The sequence below is a fragment of the Sphingomonas montanisoli genome (assembly GCF_008274695.1).
GTDB lineage: Bacteria > Pseudomonadota > Alphaproteobacteria > Sphingomonadales > Sphingomonadaceae > Rhizorhabdus > Rhizorhabdus montanisoli.
Map to the genome: position 1 here is coordinate 302,343 of NZ_VTOU01000003.1, position 16,426 is coordinate 318,768.

General features: G+C 62.4%; 14 protein-coding genes. 12 read left to right on the forward strand and 2 right to left on the reverse strand.

The features are described from left to right. Positions 1 to 31 precede the first annotated feature (31 nt). Genes FYJ91_RS12680 through FYJ91_RS12700 form a run of 5 tightly spaced genes read left to right on the forward strand, consistent with a single transcriptional unit; the run spans position 32 to position 6,827 of the window. On the forward strand, positions 32 to 1,417 hold the full coding sequence (locus tag FYJ91_RS12680) for an outer membrane beta-barrel protein (protein WP_149522643.1): 1,386 nt from the start codon (positions 32 to 34) through the stop codon (positions 1,415 to 1,417). Positions 1,418 to 1,452: 35 nt separating this feature from the next. Further along, the gene (locus FYJ91_RS12685; RefSeq protein WP_149522644.1) at positions 1,453 to 3,663 is read left to right on the forward strand and encodes a GumC family protein; all 2,211 of its coding nucleotides are present in this window, start codon (positions 1,453 to 1,455) and stop codon (positions 3,661 to 3,663) included. Continuing rightward, positions 3,647 to 4,354: a hypothetical protein gene (locus tag FYJ91_RS12690; RefSeq protein ID WP_149522645.1), complete on the forward strand. Its 708-nt coding sequence runs from the start codon at positions 3,647 to 3,649 to the stop codon at positions 4,352 to 4,354. The genes FYJ91_RS12685 and FYJ91_RS12690 overlap by 17 nt, the downstream gene beginning before the upstream one ends. Then, positions 4,351 to 5,715 (forward strand): O-antigen ligase family protein, encoded by a 1,365-nt coding sequence (locus tag FYJ91_RS12695; RefSeq protein WP_149522646.1) that lies wholly within the window; start codon positions 4,351 to 4,353, stop codon positions 5,713 to 5,715. Before FYJ91_RS12690 ends, FYJ91_RS12695 begins: the two co-directional genes overlap by 4 nt. Further along, positions 5,712 to 6,827 (forward strand): glycosyltransferase family 4 protein, encoded by a 1,116-nt coding sequence (locus tag FYJ91_RS12700; RefSeq protein ID WP_149522647.1) that lies wholly within the window; start codon positions 5,712 to 5,714, stop codon positions 6,825 to 6,827. Before FYJ91_RS12695 ends, FYJ91_RS12700 begins: the two co-directional genes overlap by 4 nt. Positions 6,828 to 6,829: 2 nt before the next feature. Here FYJ91_RS12700 and FYJ91_RS12705 read toward each other — a convergent pair whose 3' ends face one another. Together FYJ91_RS12705 and FYJ91_RS12710 are read right to left on the reverse strand one after the other, a co-directional pair. Continuing rightward, positions 6,830 to 7,732 (reverse strand): beta-1,6-N-acetylglucosaminyltransferase, encoded by a 903-nt coding sequence (locus tag FYJ91_RS12705; RefSeq protein WP_181008490.1) that lies wholly within the window; start codon positions 7,730 to 7,732, stop codon positions 6,830 to 6,832. Beyond that, positions 7,729 to 8,511 (reverse strand): glycosyltransferase family 2 protein, encoded by a 783-nt coding sequence (locus FYJ91_RS12710; protein WP_181008491.1) that lies wholly within the window; start codon positions 8,509 to 8,511, stop codon positions 7,729 to 7,731. The genes FYJ91_RS12705 and FYJ91_RS12710 overlap by 4 nt, the downstream gene beginning before the upstream one ends. Positions 8,512 to 8,574: 63 nt before the next feature. Here FYJ91_RS12710 and FYJ91_RS12715 point away from each other — a divergent pair, with 63 nt between their 5' ends. The 7 genes from FYJ91_RS12715 to FYJ91_RS12745 all read left to right on the forward strand — a co-directional run bounded on the left by FYJ91_RS12715 (position 8,575) and on the right by FYJ91_RS12745 (position 16,405). After that, positions 8,575 to 10,131: an oligosaccharide flippase family protein gene (locus FYJ91_RS12715; protein WP_181008492.1), complete on the forward strand. Its 1,557-nt coding sequence runs from the start codon at positions 8,575 to 8,577 to the stop codon at positions 10,129 to 10,131. Between the two features lie 55 nt (positions 10,132 to 10,186). Then, positions 10,187 to 11,233, forward strand: a complete 1,047-nt coding sequence (locus FYJ91_RS12720; protein WP_149522650.1) for a nitroreductase family protein — start codon at positions 10,187 to 10,189, stop codon at positions 11,231 to 11,233. Positions 11,234 to 11,246: 13 nt separating this feature from the next. After that, the gene (locus FYJ91_RS12725; RefSeq protein ID WP_181008493.1) at positions 11,247 to 12,377 is read left to right on the forward strand and encodes a polysaccharide pyruvyl transferase family protein; all 1,131 of its coding nucleotides are present in this window, start codon (positions 11,247 to 11,249) and stop codon (positions 12,375 to 12,377) included. Further along, positions 12,374 to 13,516, forward strand: a complete 1,143-nt coding sequence (locus tag FYJ91_RS12730; RefSeq protein ID WP_149522652.1) for an acyltransferase family protein — start codon at positions 12,374 to 12,376, stop codon at positions 13,514 to 13,516. Before FYJ91_RS12725 ends, FYJ91_RS12730 begins: the two co-directional genes overlap by 4 nt. Continuing rightward, on the forward strand, positions 13,513 to 14,388 hold the full coding sequence (locus FYJ91_RS12735) for a glycosyltransferase family 2 protein (protein WP_181008495.1): 876 nt from the start codon (positions 13,513 to 13,515) through the stop codon (positions 14,386 to 14,388). The genes FYJ91_RS12730 and FYJ91_RS12735 overlap by 4 nt, the downstream gene beginning before the upstream one ends. 82 nt (positions 14,389 to 14,470) lie before the next feature. Beyond that, complete coding sequence (locus FYJ91_RS12740) at positions 14,471 to 15,547, forward strand: mechanosensitive ion channel family protein (RefSeq protein ID WP_149522654.1); 1,077 nt, start codon at positions 14,471 to 14,473, stop codon at positions 15,545 to 15,547. Between the two features lie 30 nt (positions 15,548 to 15,577). Continuing rightward, positions 15,578 to 16,405 carry a glycosyltransferase family 25 protein gene (locus FYJ91_RS12745; RefSeq protein WP_149522655.1) on the forward strand — a complete coding sequence of 276 codons (828 nt, stop codon included), beginning with the start codon at positions 15,578 to 15,580 and terminating at the stop codon, positions 16,403 to 16,405. The last annotated feature ends 21 nt before the right edge of the window (positions 16,406 to 16,426 follow it).

The window sequence follows — 16,426 nt, forward strand, 5'->3', positions numbered from 1 at the left end:
TCTTCAGAATTTTGTTAAGGGGCTCGGCGTCATGAAAAACACCCTTTTGCGCAGTGCGGCAACGTGTCTGCTGCTCGCGGCGGCTTCGCCTGGCTTTGCACAGCAAGCTGTAGATGCGCCACCGGCCACTCCGCAGTTGCCCATCGCTGAACCGGCCGCTCCGGAAGCGGCAGTGCTCGAGGGGCGTCAGGTCAATGCAGGCGTCGGCCCCGTGACCGCGCAGACCGCCTCGATTGGTGCGCCGCGCGGCGAAGATTCGACTTCGCTTAAGCCGGTTGGCGCGCATTTCGGCTCGTTCACCTTCTTTCCCAAGCTGGAAGGCGCCGTCCTTTACGACGACAACATCTACGCGCTGGAAACCAAGACCAGCGACACGATTTTCCGCCTTTCGCCGTCGGCGCGACTGGTTGGCGATTTCGGACGTGACAACTTCACGCTCACGAGTTCGCTCGACCGCCTTTTCTATTCAAAGCGGGAAACCGAGAACCGTACCGATTGGCGCGTGAACGCGTCCAACCGTTATGAGATCGCAGCAAAGACGAATTTCGGGGTCAGCGCCGGCTTCGCGAACCTGCACGAAGATCGCGGCGATCCGAACGCGACCACGACGAACGTCAGCCCGACGCTTTATAAGCGCACGTCGGCTGGCGTGTCGTTGACGCGCGATCTGGCGAGGTTGCGGGCCGGTATCCGCCTCAACTACGCCTACATGAACTATTATGACGCCCGCCAGATCGGTGGCGGCGTGACGACAAACAACGATCGCGATCGTTCGACTTATGGCGCGGACGTCAAGCTCGCTTACATGTTCTCGCCGGGCTACGGCGCAATGGTCACGTTCGGCTATGACAAGGTCGATTATCGTCTCCAGCTGGACGATGTCGGCTTTAACCGCAGCTCGGAAGGGTGGCGCGTCCTGGCAGGTGTGCAGTTCGAACTGTCCCGCCTGCTGACGGGTTCGGCGACTGCCGGTTATGTCCGCCGCACCTATGACGATGCGCGATATCGGCCCACCAATCGCCTCAATTTCAATGTTGGACTCGACTGGAACGTGACCGAGTTGACCCTGGTCAACCTGACGGTCAACCGCGGGATCGAGGAAACCGTGGCGCCGGGCTACTCCGGCTTCGTTGCGAGCACCTACGCGGTCCGCGTGGAGCATGAACTGCTGCGCAGCCTGAAGCTGAGCACCACAGCACGCTACGTACAGAACAACTATGTGCGCACACGCGGTGCTACTGTTCCTCGCCGCGAGGAGAAATATTATGGCGCATCCATCGGAGCGCGCTATGATTTCAACCGCAACCTCTATGCGGTAGTGGGTTACGACTGGAACAAGAAGACCTCGACTGCGGTCGGTGCGGGATCCGAGTTCAACAGGAACAAGGTCTCGCTAAGCGTCGGGCTCCAGCTCTGATCCGAATAAGTCCAATGGCAATCGAGTACGCGTAAATGGCCTCCAAGCCCCCCCCATATCTCGGTCAGCCGTCGTCCACGTTGAATATCGAACAGAATTTTGCGGAGGTCATTCGCTTCTTCCGCCGTCGTTGGATACAGATCTTTGGGGTGACCGCGGTTATTACGCTGCTGGGCACGCTGATGGTGCTGCAAGCCGACCGTCTCTATACTGCGACCGGATCGGTCGCGGTCCAGGCGCAGAAAAGCCAGGTTGTCGCGGTGCAGGACGTCGTCGGCGATTTGTCGCCTGACGATAAGACAATGGCGACCCAGGCTGCGATCATCGGATCGAACCGCCTGATGGGCCGCCTCGCCGATGAGATGAAGCTGGATCAGGATCCTGAGTTCAGTCCCGCTGTTCGCAAACCCAGCTTCTCGCTCTTTCGTCCTTCTACCTGGTTCGGCGCAAAGCCCGCTCCCAAACCCCGCCTGACGCCTAGGCAGGCGGCACAGCTGCGCACCAGAATCATCGGTGCCGTGACCGGCTCCTTTGCTATCGTGCCCAGCGAAAGCTCGTTCGTGATCAGTATTTCGGCGACGACGCTTGATCCGCAGAAGTCGCAGGCGATGGTTAACAAGCTTGCTGACCTGTACATTCAGGACGGGATCGAGGCCAAGTTCGACGCGAGCAAGCGCGCATCCGATTATCTTCAATCGCGCGTCACCGAACTGCGCGGTGAAGCGCTGCAATCCGATCGCGCCGCCGAGACTTATCGTGCCACGACAGGTCTGACCGCTCCGTCCGATGGTGCAACCGTCGACAGCCAGCAGCTTGCCGAACTCAATTCACAGCTGATCATCGCACGCTCCGAACGCGCCGCCAAGGAAGCGCAGCTCTCACAGGTGCGTGCGCTGACGAGAGGCGACGGTTCCGCGATCGAGACGTCGGGTGTAATCCTCAGCTCTTCTCTCATCCAGCGCCTGCGCGAGCAGGAAAGCGAGGTGCAGCGCAACCTCGCCAATCTGCAGTCGACCTACGGCCAGAATCATCCGAAGATCATCAACGCCAACGCCGAACTGCGAGACCTTCGCGCGAAGATTCTCGACGAAGTGCGCAAGGTCGCGGCCTCGACAGCGAACGACGTTGCGGTATCCCGCGCGCGCGAAAATACGCTGGCGGGCAGCCTCGCGGCGATCGAAGGGCGGGTCAATCGCGGCGGATCAGCCAGTGTGCGCCTGCGCGAGTTGCAGCGCGAAGCGGACGCCAACAAGTCGGTCTATGAAACCTTCCTCAACCGGCTCAAGGAAACGACCCAGCAGGTCGACGTTCAGAGCGCCGACGCTCGGGTCATCGCGAACGCACTGCTCCCGCTCAGCCCCAGCGCGCCGCGCGTCAACTTCACCATCGCTGCCTCGGCGATAACCGGCTTCATATTGGGTCTGCTTTTCGCGCTGGTACTCGAGAAGCTCGACAACACTGTCCGGGGCGCGGATGCGCTCGAGGCGATGGGGGGCGGCGCGACGCTTGCCTTCCTCCCGGTCGTAAGCGGGGACTACGAGCGCGCCGAGGACATCGTGATCGATCGGCCGCAGGCGATGGCTGCAGAATCACTGCGAACGTTGCGCAGCGCATTGGCGCTGTCCGACGTCGACAATCCGCCCAAGTTGGTGATGCTCTCTTCGTCGGTTCCCGCCGAAGGCAAGACCTTCGTGTCGTCCGGGTTGGCGCGCGTGTCCGCACAGGCGGGCGCCCGCACGCTGCTGATCGATGCCGACATGCGCCACCCGCGTGTCCATTCGGCTATCGGCATCGACAACGGCCCGGGCCTTGTCCAGGTTCTGAGCCATCAGATCACATTAGGCGATGCTATTCGCAAGGATCCGTCGTCCGACCTCGATGTCCTGACCGCCGGCACCGGCAGCATCAACCCGCCCGATCTGCTGCGGTCTGAAACGATGCAGCGCCTCATGCAGATGATCCGCGCTGAATATGATTTCATTGTGATCGACACGCCACCGTTCGTGCCGATGACTGACAGCCAGATCCTGACATCGCTGGTCGACAAGATGATCCTCGTCGTCCGCTGGGGCAGCACGCCTGTGCCGGTGGTCCAGAATGTGCTGAAGCAGATTCATCGCCTCGATGCACCGCTTGTCGGATCCGTGATGAGCCGCGTCAGCTTCGCGCGCCAAGCCACGTATGGCTTCGGCGACTATGGATACCATTATTCGCGCTATGGCGCTTATTATGGCACCCAGGAGTAACGCGGTCTTTCTGGCCATCATCGCCGCGATGGCGGCGCTTCTTGCCATATTGTCTGTTCCGTCCCTGATCGCTGCCTTGATCGCATTTCCGAGCGGAGAGGATCTCGAAAGGCTGCGTCGCGGTGCGCCGCCGCCGCCTTTCGATCTTACCCGCGCCGCCGAACGCAATATGATCGCGGCTGGCGTGTTCGAATCCGCACGCTATCGCGCCAACGCCGCTTCCGCACTGCTCGCGCTGCCACCTGCTGAACGGCGCCGCACCGGTGTGGACGTAGAAGACGTGGTTCGTGCGTCGCTGCGGGCCGCGCCCGCGCAAACCTATAATTGGAGCCGGCTTGCTGCCCTGCGCCTCGCAGCGGGCGATCGGCCCGGTGCGATGCGAGCGTGGCAGATGTCGGTGCTTACGAGCCGATACGAGCCCGGGCTCATGCTCGGCCGCATCAACCTCGCCCTCGCGCTGCTGCCGACCACCGATCGCACGATGATCGACCTTACCAGCGACCAGATCCGCCTGGCGGCCGAAGCCGACATCCGCGGATTGGCCAAGGCCGCCTACACGACCGGTACCGCCCCCTATGTCAGCGCGGTCCTGTGGCGCGACACGACGCGGATGCCGTTGTTCCTGCGCTATTATCGCGATCACATCTGGGCCGCGCAGCACCCCGACGAAGCCAAGGCGTTGCGGAAATGACGATGCAGCGCATTTGGGCGGTTTTTGCCGGCCTGATCATGTTGATGCCGCTCGCCTTCGGCAGCTACGCGCCTTGGTTGTGGAGCCTGGGCGGCATCATCATCGCCGCCCTCACTCTGCTGCTCGCACGGCGGAGTGTGAAGGCCGACGCCGATATTGTGTGGCGACGCGTCTTGTGGCTCCCGCTGATCCTATTCACGGGCGTCACATTGTGGATTTTGATTCAATATAGCGGCATTGGCCCCGCCCATCCGATCTGGTCGTTGGCAGCCGACGCGCTGGGCGAGAAGACACTCGCCGGATCGATGAGCATAGCGCCCCAGTCGACCCTGGTTTCGCTGATCCGTCTGCTCAGCTTTGCGGGCGCCTTCTGGATCGGCCTACAAGGCGGCCGCGATCGCGATCGCGCCTTTCAGTTCCTGCGCTGGTTCAGTTACGCATCGGGTGCCTATGCGCTCTACGGGCTGATCAACTTCGTCGCCGGCAACGAATATCTGCTGTGGCGGGTGCGCGAAGCCTATCTCGGAGACCTTACCGGCACCTTCGTCAACCGTAACAGCTATGCGACCTTCGCCGGCCTCGGCCTCATCACGGCGACGGCCCTGCTGATTCAGGAAGTGCGCCGGGCGTGGCGTATCGCCGACCCTTCCGTACCGAAGCTTGCCCGCGCACTGGGCCTGCTGCGTGGTGAGGTCGCCATACAAGCCACGATCGTGCCGATCCTGATCATGGCGTTGCTTCAGAGCCATTCCCGGATGGGTGTATTCTCATCGGCATGCGGCATGGCCGCATTGCTCATCATCGGCCGCGTGGTCAGGACGGCGCGAGGGCGCATGATCGGCGGCGGAATCGCCGTGCTGGTCGCCATCGCGCTCTTTGCGGTGAGCGGAGACATGCTGGCCGAGCGGATCGGCCATACCGAGTCCAATGATCGACTGCCGATCTTCGCGCTCACGATCAAAGCCATCGAAACCGCGCCGCTTGGCGGCCACGGCTACGGATCCTTCGCCAACGTCTTCCCGATGTTCCGCGATATGACGCTGCCCAACTCGTCAGTCTATGGCTTCGCGCACGACACCTACCTCGAACTCGCCCTGGAGATCGGCCTGCCCGCGGCCGTGGCGCTCACCTTCGCGGTCGCGTGGCTTTCCGCGCTCTGCCTGATCGGCGCTTATCGCCGCAATCGCGACGAGATCATTCCGTCGATCGCCTTTGCTTCGGCGATATTGATCGGGACGCACGCGCTGCTCGATTTCAGCGTTCAGATGCCCGCGATCGGCTGCCTGTTCGCCGCGCTGCTCGGCATCGGCAATGCGCAGGCCTGGAGCATGAAACGAACGGTTCGAGACTCCGCCGAGTGACCGATGCTCGTCGGCTATTGATCCTCCACGACAGCCCTGCCTTTGGCGGGCATGAACTGATGTTTCTCAAGCTCTTGCCGGCGCTGCTTGCGGCCCCTGATTTCAACGACGTCCTGCTTTGCTTTCCCGAAGGCAATCGTCGTTTCGCCGAAGCCTTGGCACCCTTTGCCGGCGGCAAATTGCGGCTTGCGCCGTGGGGCTGGGCGAAGCGGCCGGCGGCGCCCTATCTGGGCGGCTTCCGGCGGGGTTTCGTGCGCGCCATCCAGCACATCGTCGCGATCGAGCGGCCCGATGCCGTCCTGCTGCTTCAGGGCCGGATCGAGAATTGCGTGGTGCCGACGCTCGCCCTTCCGCGCGACCTGCACCTCGTCGGCTATATTCCGATGGCGCACCTGCTGCGCGACATGGGGCGGAACGGCCTTGGCGATATCGCGCGGCGACGGCTCTACCGGCGGCCGGATCGCTTCGTGGTGCCGTCGCACGCGGTGGCCACACAAATCGCGCAAGCGGGCGGTCGACACCCAGCGATCGTGGTGGAGAATTGGGTCACGCCGCCCCCTGCCCCCACCAGAGCCGATGTCCGCGCCCGACTGGATCTTCCCGCCGATCGCCCTGTTGCCTTGTTCCTCGGCCGGCTCGAGGCACGGCAGAAGGGGCTGGACCTGCTGGCGGAGGCGATGCGTCGGCAATCCGGCGGATTGCGCAAATGGACTTTCGTCTTCGTCGGCGACGGCCCGGATCGGGCGCTGATCGACAGCCTTGCGGCGACGCCCGGTCTCGATATCCGCGCGCCGGGGTGGAGCGATGCGGGCACCGACTATCTGGCTGCCGCCGACGTGCTGCTGATGCCGTCGCGCTGGGAGGGGGTTCCGCTCGTCATGCTCGAGGCGATGGACTATGGCGTCCCGCTCCTGACCAGCGATATCGACGTGTTTCGCGAGTATCTGCCCGACATCTGCCGGATGGATTTCGCGAAGGACGACCTTGCCGCCGCGCTCGATCATCTGCTCGCGCCGGAGGCGCGAACGGCCTTCCATCAGAGCGTCAGAAACCGCCCGAAGGCCGATGCCGAAACCGGTGGTGCGGCACTTCTGGAGGCTTTGCGCGGCTGATCTCAGCGCGCGAGGTGGTGTTCGATCGCGTCGACGATATCGACGTTGCTGGATGCCAGCTTGCGCGCATAGTGCGCCGGCCCGTCACCATAGCCGTCGCTCAGGCGAAAGGCCGGATCGAGCAGCAACGGCAGGTGCCGCTCCTTCAGGTGGCACGGCTTTTCCACCGGGTCGGACCAGTCCGTGTAAACGTCCGTCCGGACGCAGCGATCGAGCAGCGGCGAATTGCCCAGGATCGTCTGGAAATAGGCTTCATCGGGGCACATGGTGTGCCGGAAGAAACCCGTCAGCCGGCTGTCGGATTGCGCCGCTTCGATCAGCCCGATCGCCTCGGCCGACAAAGTCCACCACGAGCTGCCCGCATATAGTTTGCGACCACCGAGATGCGCCGCCGGGTTACGCAGCGGCAGCTTGCCGATCGCACGGAACAGCAGCCCGCGAACCTTCTTGAGCAATGTGGGATTGCGATAGGCGCCCTCGAAGAAGAAGCGCGTGAATCGCGTCATCGGCTTGCCGAGTTCGGTCGACGGCACCCCGACGATGTTGATCAACTCACGGCCCGATCCGTGCACGTAGGCCAAGCGATCGGCATTGCTCCGGATCGGGAAATGGGTGCCGCTCATGAAGGTGAGATAGTCGGCCAGCGGATAGGCCTGCCGCGCCGCCCTGATCAGCGCCAGCGTCGCCGCCACCTGCGACCAGCCGCCCCAGCGTACATCGACGCGATCGTCGATATAGACAATGTCCGCCCCGCTCACCCTTTCGCGAAAGGGCGCGATGTCGCTCTTGCGGTCGATATGGATGAAGAAGCGCGCCCCATCGTGGCGGAGCGCAGCGATCAACCGGCCCAGCTGAACCGGATCGGCATGGGCGGCGATCAGATAGGCATGCGGCGTAGCCGTCACGCACCGGCCTCGATCGCGGTCATGCGCTTGCGTAACGCCCGATCCTGCCGCGCCTTGACCATCCATCGCCGCCAGAACGGCATCGCGCGGACCTGCGGCGTCGCACGGATGCGCGCATAGACTTCGCGGTGACCGGCGAGCACCTTGTCCTTGCGACGGGTGATCCGCTCATTGCTCTCGGTATCCTGATGAACCAGAATTTCTGGCACGCCGAAGATCGGCACATGCTGCAGGATGCGCACGAACAATTCGTAATCCTGGCACGCCGGCATCGCGAGGTCGAACGGCCCGATCAGATCGAAGATGTTGCGCGAAACGAGCAGGATCGACGTCGGCCCAATGAGATTGTGGACCACGACATCCTCTAGCCGGATCAACTCGGCCGGCTTCATGCTGAACCCGCCCGTCTCGCCGAACTGCGAATAACCGCAGGTCACGGCATAATTATCGGGCGAGCCGTGCGCGGCGACGGCCGCCAGCTGTTTCGAAAGCTTGGTCGGCTCCCAATAATCATCCGAATCGAGGAAAGCGATCGCATCGCCGGTTGCGGCTGCGACGCCACGGTTGCGCGCACCCTGCGCGCCCAGATTGGTCGGGTTCACCAGATAGTGCACGCGCGGATCGCCCAGCAGCGGCAGTTCGGCGGTACCATCGGTCGATCCATCGTCGACGACGATGACTTCGCTCACCGGATGATCCTGCGCAAACAGGCTTTCGATCGCGCGCACCAGCGTATCGCGGCGATTATAGGTGGGAATGACTACGGAAACGCTGGTCATCGACTCCCTCCCTACATCCGATCCCCGAATGGCCCAATTCGCGTTGCGGCGCAACATCGAGGCATGTCGGCGCAAGGGTTCAACTCGCCGCTGATACAGCTGGATTCGGATAGCGAATTGTGCAACTGCGAAGGAGAGTTGCAACTGGCGCTCGAGTTGGGGGACATATCCGCGATGTCGCTTAGACGCGATGCGATCTGGACCGCAATGGACACGTTCGCGACAGCTGGCCTCGCCTTCTTGTTTCGCTTGCTGGTTGCGCGCGTGCTTAGCCCGCATGATTTCGGTCTCGTCGCCATCGTTCTCGCGGTCGTGGCCGTCTTGCAGGTGGTCAACGATTTTGGGCTTACGGCCGCGCTCATACAGAAGGATGAGGCGAAAGTTACGCCCGCACTGGTCAACACGACCTTCACAGCTTCGCTGATCGTGTCGATCGCGCTGTGCGCCGGGACCATATTGCTGGTCGCTCCGATTGCTAGCGCCTTCTACGATGAACCAATGGTGGGCCCCCTTCTGGCTGTCCTGAGCATCAGTTTACTCCCTTCACCCTTCACCACCGTCACTTCGGCCCTCCTGTTTCGCAAGCATCTCTTCCGGGAGGTCGCAATCAATCGCTGCATCACGACCACCTTGTCACTCGCGGTCGCTTGCGCGCTTTTGTGGTGGCGTCCCAGCCCATGGGTTGTCGTATGGCAATCGATCGCAAGTGGAGTGCTGTCGACGATCGGCCTCTGCTACGTCGCACGTTGGCGCTTCCGCCTGACCTTGCATACGGTCCATTTGAAGGACATCTTCGGCTTCAGCAGCTTCGTGCTTGGTGGCGATCTGATCGGATCATTCCAGGCAAATGCCGGCGTTTTCATCCTAGGTCGAATGCTTTCAACCAGCGATGTCGGTCTCTATTCGATCGGCATCTACATGACCGATACGGTGCGCAAGGTGCTCGCGTCGATCCTAAACCGCGTCACGTTTGTTCACTATTCGCAGAATAAGCATGACCCTGCAGCGTTGAGACAATCCTATGTCTCAACCGTGATATGGAATTGTCGGCTCATTATGCCGGTTATGGTGGCGATGCTTCTGTTTGGTCCATCGCTATTCGGGCGCTTCCTGGGCCCTGAATGGAGCCAACTTGGCCCTGTCATACGCTGGTTGTCGCTAGCGATTATCGTACAGGCGGCAGGTGGAGCGGTATCGACTCTATATAAAGGCATGGGACGTCCAGGGCTCGATATGACATTGATGGTCATTAACACGGGCCTGATCTTGCTGCCTGCCCTGCTACTGGGCGCGTGGTGGAACGGGCTGACCGGCGCAGCGATCGCCACTGCGGCCGCCCGGACGATCGCAGTCCTGATCCGTCAAGTCACTCTCAACAACCTGATCGGGTCAACTATAGGGCCAGTGTTCCGGTCGTTCTGCAAATATATGGCATTGCAGGCGCCCCTGTTCGTTGCCTGGTCTATCGGCGCGCTTATGCTCCCGGGTCATGGCCCGATCCTCGACATCATTCTCGCAGCGCTGGGGCTCGCGACATATGGTCTATACGAGCTTCCGCGCGCGTTTCCGATGATCGCTGCCAAACTTCCTATTTTTGTCCGCAGGCGGGCTGCCCGATGACTCGGCGGTGCCGTTTTTTACTGCAAACACAAAGAACAAGGTTACTCCGACTCGCATGAGCCTGAAACTCCGCATAAAAAAGACGCTGGCCCCGGCAAAGTGGGGACTCATCGCCTTTCTGGGCCGCCACCCGCGCCTTGCCGCGCTTTATTTCGCCCTGGCGGACGACAGCCTGTCGCGCGAAGCGGCTGGCGTGCTGGCTGGGCGGGCGCGCTATCGTGACGATACGCACAGCCCGCAGCTCAGCTATTATCTGCTCCGCCGCAATATCCACCGGCTGGAGAAGGGACTGATCATGCGTCCGCGCCGCCCGGTGTTCGCGGCCGATTATCTGCCTGAGACGGTCGACGTCTATGGCCGATCGATCCGTCATGCCGGCGAGGTGGTAACATCGGAGCACGAGTGGGCGCACAATGTGCTGACGGAGTACTTCTCGGCTGTCGACCGCGATCATCCCGCGATAGCACCCGAATGGAAGAAGTTTCAGCGGATCGACGCGGCTGCGTTCGGCGTAGATGCTCCCACCAGAATTCCTTACACGCGCGCGCTCGCCGACGCGGCACCCGTGGCGTTCGACGACTTCATGACGCTGTCGATGCGGCGGCGGTCGGTCCGGTGGTATCTCGACAAGCCGGTGCCGCGCGAATTGGTCGACAAGGCACTCGATGCCGCGACCCAGGCGCCGAGCGCATGCAATCGGCAACCCTTCGTCTATCGTATCTTCGACGATCCGGCACAGGCCCGAAAGCTCGCGGCGATCCCGATGGGCACGAAGGGCTTTTCGGACCAGTTGCAGGCTGTCGTCGTGCTGGTCGGCCGGCTGCGCGCCTATCCCGAAGCGCGCGATCGGCATGCGATCTATATCGATGCGTCTCTGTCGGCGATGTCTTTCATGTACGCGCTCGAAACGCTGGGTCTGTCGTCCTGCCCGATCAACTGGCCCGATTGCCAGCCGCAGGAACACTTGATTGCCGAGGCGATGAACCTCGAACCTGACGAGCGCGTCATCATGCTGATCGCTTATGGCTGGCCCGATCCAGAAGGAATGGTGCCGTATTCCGCCAAGCGCGAACACTCGCAATTGCGTAGCTACAATGTCTAAAGCGGAGCGCCCCATGAACATCGAAATCATCGGGGTATGGCCCGCCAACAAGGGCGCGATGTTGATGCTGGAGGCGGTTCGGGACCGGCTACAGCGCGATTTTCCCGATATGCGCCTTGCCGCACCGATGGACTGGCCCGTCGAGGAGCGTCTGCGCGCGAGCCTCTGGGCGACGCCGGGCCGGGTCGATCGGCGCCCGACGCTCACCTCTCTGTTCGAACGGCTGCCCGAACGGCTCCACGCGGCGGTCGGCTTCATCCCCCGCGACCGGATCGACGTGATCCTCGATGCGTCGGGCTTTGGCTATGGCGATTTCTGGGGGCTGCCGAAACTCGACTACCGGCTGAACAAGCGCTTGGCGCACTGGAAGAACGGCCGCAAGAAGGCGATCCTGTTGCCACAGGCGCTCGGCCCGTTCGAGGAGCCTGGCATGGCCGAAGCCTTTCGTGGCGCGCTCGACCGGCTCGATATCGCTTTCGTGCGCGACAGCAGTTCCGCCGCCTTCGTCGAGGCCGTCGCACCCGGCCACCGGGCCGTGCGGCGCGCGCCCGATTTCACCAACCTGCTGCATCCCGAACTGCCACGCCGCCTCGATGACCTGCGCGGGCTGCCGGTCGTTATTCCGAACGAGAAGATGGTGACCGGCAAGAGCGATGCCGTGCGCGCCAACTATCTCGCCTTCCTGAAGACCGCGATCGACATGATCCGCGCGGCAGGGAAAGCGCCGTTCATCCTCGTGCATGAGGGCGCGAAGGATCGGGCGCTGGCGCACGAACTCAATGCGCTGCTCGATACGAAGGCGCGGATCGTCGACGAAGCTTCGGCACTCGATACAAAGGCGGTGATATCGGTCGCCGAGCTTTCGGTGTCCTCGCGCTTTCACGGGCTCGTGAGCGGCCTGTCCGCCGCAGTGCCTTCGCTCGCGTGCGGATGGAGCCACAAATATCGCGAACTGATGGCCGATTACGGCTGCCCCGACCTGATCGTCGACATCGAGAAGCCCGATAGCTGGGCTGGCAAGTTCCAACTTCTGCTCGACAGCGCCGCCGCCCCGGGGTTCCGCTCCGCCCTCGCCGCCAAGGGCGAAGAGGAGCGGGCGAAGAGCGAAGCGATGTGGTCCGAAGTCGTGAGGACGATCGCATGAACGAGCGGAAGGACTATTTCTACGGGATAGATCTCGCCCGCTTCGTCGCGGCGGTGATGGTCGCCTTTTTTCACATCGGCTATTCGTGCTGGGCATCGCCGACCAGTGGCGGACGGCACATGCTGCAGAAAGCTTATACGATTTCCGAACTGGCGCCCTACACGTGGGTGGGCTGGACCGGCGTTGAAATCTTCTTCGTCATCTCCGGCGTGGTGATTACCAATTCTGCAGAGGGATCGAGCGCGCTGCGCTTTCTCAACGGTCGAATCCTGCGCCTGTATCCGGCAGCCTGGATCTGTACCACGATCGTCGCGATCACACTGCTCGCCAACAATCTCTGGCATGGCTTGCATCCATATATCGCGTCGATGCTGCTGATCCCGATCGGGCCATGGATCGACGGGCAATATTGGACGCTAGGTGTCGAAATCGTCTTCTATGCGATGATCTTCGTGATGCTGGCGCTAGGACAATTCCATCGCATCGGCCTTTTTGCGATCCTGTTGACCCTTGCGAGCGTGATAACCGTGATCGTCATCGCGGTCGACCCTCGCTTCAGCATATTGGCAAAAGGCTATTGGCGCCTGACGCTGCTCAATTACGGCCTCTATTTCGCGCTCGGCATTTTCATCCGGCTTTGGGCGGTGGGTCAGTTGAATCGCATTCAGGCAGGTGCCGCCCTTCTCTGCCTTGTGGGTGTCGTAATACAGACGCGGACCGATGCGCTCTCCCTCGTCGCCAAGGCGCGCTTCGCAACCGTGCCGGTCGCTTCGCAATGGTATGCGGCCAGCCTTGTCGTACTCATCGGCGTCGCCGCGATCGCCTTGTCGGCCCGTTACCCGGCGGCGTTCTATAGGTTAGGCCCCAAAACGCGCTCAACGCTTCGGCATCTGGGGCTCGCTACTTACCCCGTCTATCTGATCCATTTTTCGCTTGGAATCTGCATTACCCGCGAACTGGTACGCGCAGGCTTTGCGCCGGTGATGGCTTTATTTACCACGATCGGTGTGATCGGACTGCTCGGCTGGGCGATCGCACGCTACGGCGAACCACCGATCAGGCGCGCACTTCGCATCACCCTGGATCGCATCGAGCGCCGCGCGCCACGATATCGTTGGCTGACCGGAGGACGCGCGTGACACCGCGGCTGAGCATCCTGATCCCCGTCTGGAATGGCGAGAACCAGATCAACCTGTGCCTCGATGCGATCGCCGCGCAGACAATCGACCCGGGCCTGATCGAAGTGATCGTGGTCGACAACGGGTCGACCGATGGCACCGCCGATGTCGTCCGCCGATATCCGTTCGCGACATTGCTGTCCGAACCGCGCCCGGGATCCTATCGCGCGCGTAACACGGGGCTCGATCATGTTCGCGGCACCTACATCGCCTTCACCGATGCGGACTGCATCCCCCATCCGGATTGGGCGGAAAAGGCGCTGGCGGCGATCGAAGCGCATCCCGAAGCTGGCATCGTCGCGGGCAAGGTCGAACTGTTTCGCCTGTCCGATGCCGACAGCACCACCTGCGCTGCCTATGACGGGCTCTTCAATCTCAACCAGGAATATTACGCACGCGCAGGGCATTGCGCGACCGCGAACTGGACCAGTCCCGCCGTCCTGATCCGCGAACTGGGCGGCTTCAACGCGGAGTTGAAGTCGAGCGGCGACTTCGAAATGTCGAAGCGGATCAGCGCCACCGGACGGCCCGTCGTCTATCGGGACGACATCATCGTGCGCCATCCCACGCGGGGACGCGCGATGGACCTGGTCACCAAAAGGCGGCGTGTCGTGGGTGGCCAATATGTGCTCCGCAAACCGTCACGCGCGCTCGGTCGCTATGCTGTCGAGCTTGCGTGGACCGGCGCGCGAAACCTGCGGCTGGTATGGCGGGAGGGACCGAAGGATGTCGCGATGCGGCTCCGCCTGAGCGGGCTTGTTACGCTGCTCACGATCAGCGGGCTCGGCGAATTGTTACGCCTGATGCTGGGCGGTACGCCGCGCCGCGCCTGAACACGCGCTACGCTGCGACGAATAGGTCTCAGATCATGCTGCATTGCGGAACCGGTGAGGCCGTTCGCGCTTTGTGGTCCGCATGCCATCGTTCGAAAGCCTGCGGATCCCGCTGATCCTGGCGGACTATGCAACCGTTGCCGTCACGCTGCTGCTGGCGATCGGGGTTGCGCTTGCCATCGATTGGGCAGGGATGAAACTCCTGCGCCGGCTCGCGCTGCGGACACCCGCAAAGGCCGATGAACTCGTTGTCGAACGGATCGCCGGTCCGGTCCGCTGGATCCTGATCGCCGTCGCGCTCAGCTTCGCGCAAAGGGGGATCGAACTGCGCCCTTGGGCCGCGACGCTGTGGCAACAACTGGCCGGGTTCGTCGTTCCGGGTCTGATCGGCTGGCTGGTGATTGCGATCATCCAGGCGCTCGCCGACGTCACGATCATCCGCAACGACATCACGATCGCCGACAATCTGCGCGCCCGGCGGCGGCGCACGCGCGTGGGCATTCTGACCCGCATCGCTGTGTTCGGCGTCGTATTTCTCACCGTCTGCATGATGCTGCTGTCGATCCCCAGCATCCGCAATGTCGGTGTGACGCTGATGGCGTCGGCGGGGCTCGCGGGCCTTGCGGTCGGTGCCGCCGCCCAGCCTGCGCTCAAGAATCTGATCGCGGGCATCCAGATGGCCTTCACCGAGCCGATCCGGCTCGACGACGTCATCATCATGGACGGCGAATGGGGACGGATCGAGGAGATCCGACTGACGTACATAGTCGTTCGCATCTGGGACGATCGACGGCTGATCGTTCCGGTCTCCAAATTCCTGGAGGAAAGCTTTCAGAACTGGACCCGATCGACCGCAGAGCTGATGGGATCGGTGTTCTTCCGCCTCGACTGGTCGGCCGATATCGACCGTATTCGCGCAAAGGCCGGCGAGATCATCGCGGCAAATCCACGGTGGGACCAGCGTTTCTGGAATCTGCAGGTCACCGACATGAAGGAGGAGACGATGGAAGTCCGCGTGCTCGTCACCGCGCGCGACGCCAGCATGGCCTTCGATCTTCGCTGCGACGTGCGCGAGGCGCTGATCGGTTTCATCGCATGCGAAATGCCTGGCGCCCTGCCCCGTCGTCGCCAGATGCCCGTGCCCGCCGAAAACGCCTGACACTTCTTCCGCAGGTGCGAAGAGCCCGCTATGGTTCGCGTGGACAGTGCGGGGGATGACGTGACGATCACAGCCGAAGATGCGACGCCGGTCCGCACCCTGATCCTCGTCATTAGCATGGGCACCGCAGCCGACCGCCGCGAACGCTTTGCCGCCCGCGCGGCCGAAGCGACGGTGCCTTGGGAGTTCATGGACGCGTTCACCAGCCTCCATCCTTCGCTACGTTACGACGAGGAAGCCGCAATGCTGGGCCGCGGCCGCGCGCTCGAACGCGCGGAGATCGGCTGCTATTCGAGCCATTTCGAAGCGTGGAAGCGCTTGCTCGCGAGCGACGCGGATCAGCTCGTGGTGATCGAGGACGACGTGATCGTCGACTGGCGCTTCCTGTCGGAACTGGCGAAGATCGATCTTGCCGCGCAGGGCCTGCATTTTTTCCGCCTGTTCATCAAACGGCTGACAGCGGTAGAGCGCACCGAACCCGGCATCGTCGGCGGCGGATATCGGATCGTCACGCTGACCGGCTATCCTTATGGCGGGCAAGGCTATGCGATGACGCGCAGCGCGGCCGAGAGGCTGATCCCCTATTTCACCTTGGTCGATCGCCCGATCGACGACGCGATCGACAGGTCGTGGGTGCATGGCATTCCCAATCGCGCGATCTTCCCAAGCCCGATCATTGAGGAATTCGCAAAGTCGACGATCGGATTGGACCGCTACGGCTCGGTCAATTTTCCTAAACATCTGCTGACCCGCCGCCGGATCGCGGTGAACATCGATCGGCTGCAACGATTCGTGATCCGCCACATCACCGGACGCGGCAAACGCGACGCTGTCGGCCCTCAAAAACGGCGGATTTGAGCCAGGACGTGCCCGATGCGC

Coding starts and splice junctions, on each gene's coding strand:
- FYJ91_RS12720 (WP_149522650.1), top strand. CDS start 10,187: ATGAGCCTGAAACTCCGCATAAAAAAGACGCTGGCCCCGGCAAAGTGG.
- FYJ91_RS12715 (WP_181008492.1), top strand. CDS start 8,575: ATGTCGGCGCAAGGGTTCAACTCGCCGCTGATACAGCTGGATTCGGAT.
- FYJ91_RS12725 (WP_181008493.1), top strand. CDS start 11,247: ATGAACATCGAAATCATCGGGGTATGGCCCGCCAACAAGGGCGCGATG.
- FYJ91_RS12695 (WP_149522646.1), top strand. CDS start 4,351: ATGACGATGCAGCGCATTTGGGCGGTTTTTGCCGGCCTGATCATGTTG.
- FYJ91_RS12745 (WP_149522655.1), top strand. CDS start 15,578: ATGGTTCGCGTGGACAGTGCGGGGGATGACGTGACGATCACAGCCGAA.
- FYJ91_RS12685 (WP_149522644.1), top strand. CDS start 1,453: ATGGCCTCCAAGCCCCCCCCATATCTCGGTCAGCCGTCGTCCACGTTG.
- FYJ91_RS12680 (WP_149522643.1), top strand. CDS start 32: ATGAAAAACACCCTTTTGCGCAGTGCGGCAACGTGTCTGCTGCTCGCG.
- FYJ91_RS12710 (WP_181008491.1), bottom strand. CDS start 8,511: ATGACCAGCGTTTCCGTAGTCATTCCCACCTATAATCGCCGCGATACG.
- FYJ91_RS12730 (WP_149522652.1), top strand. CDS start 12,374: ATGAACGAGCGGAAGGACTATTTCTACGGGATAGATCTCGCCCGCTTC.
- FYJ91_RS12740 (WP_149522654.1), top strand. CDS start 14,471: ATGCCATCGTTCGAAAGCCTGCGGATCCCGCTGATCCTGGCGGACTAT.
- FYJ91_RS12690 (WP_149522645.1), top strand. CDS start 3,647: ATGGCACCCAGGAGTAACGCGGTCTTTCTGGCCATCATCGCCGCGATG.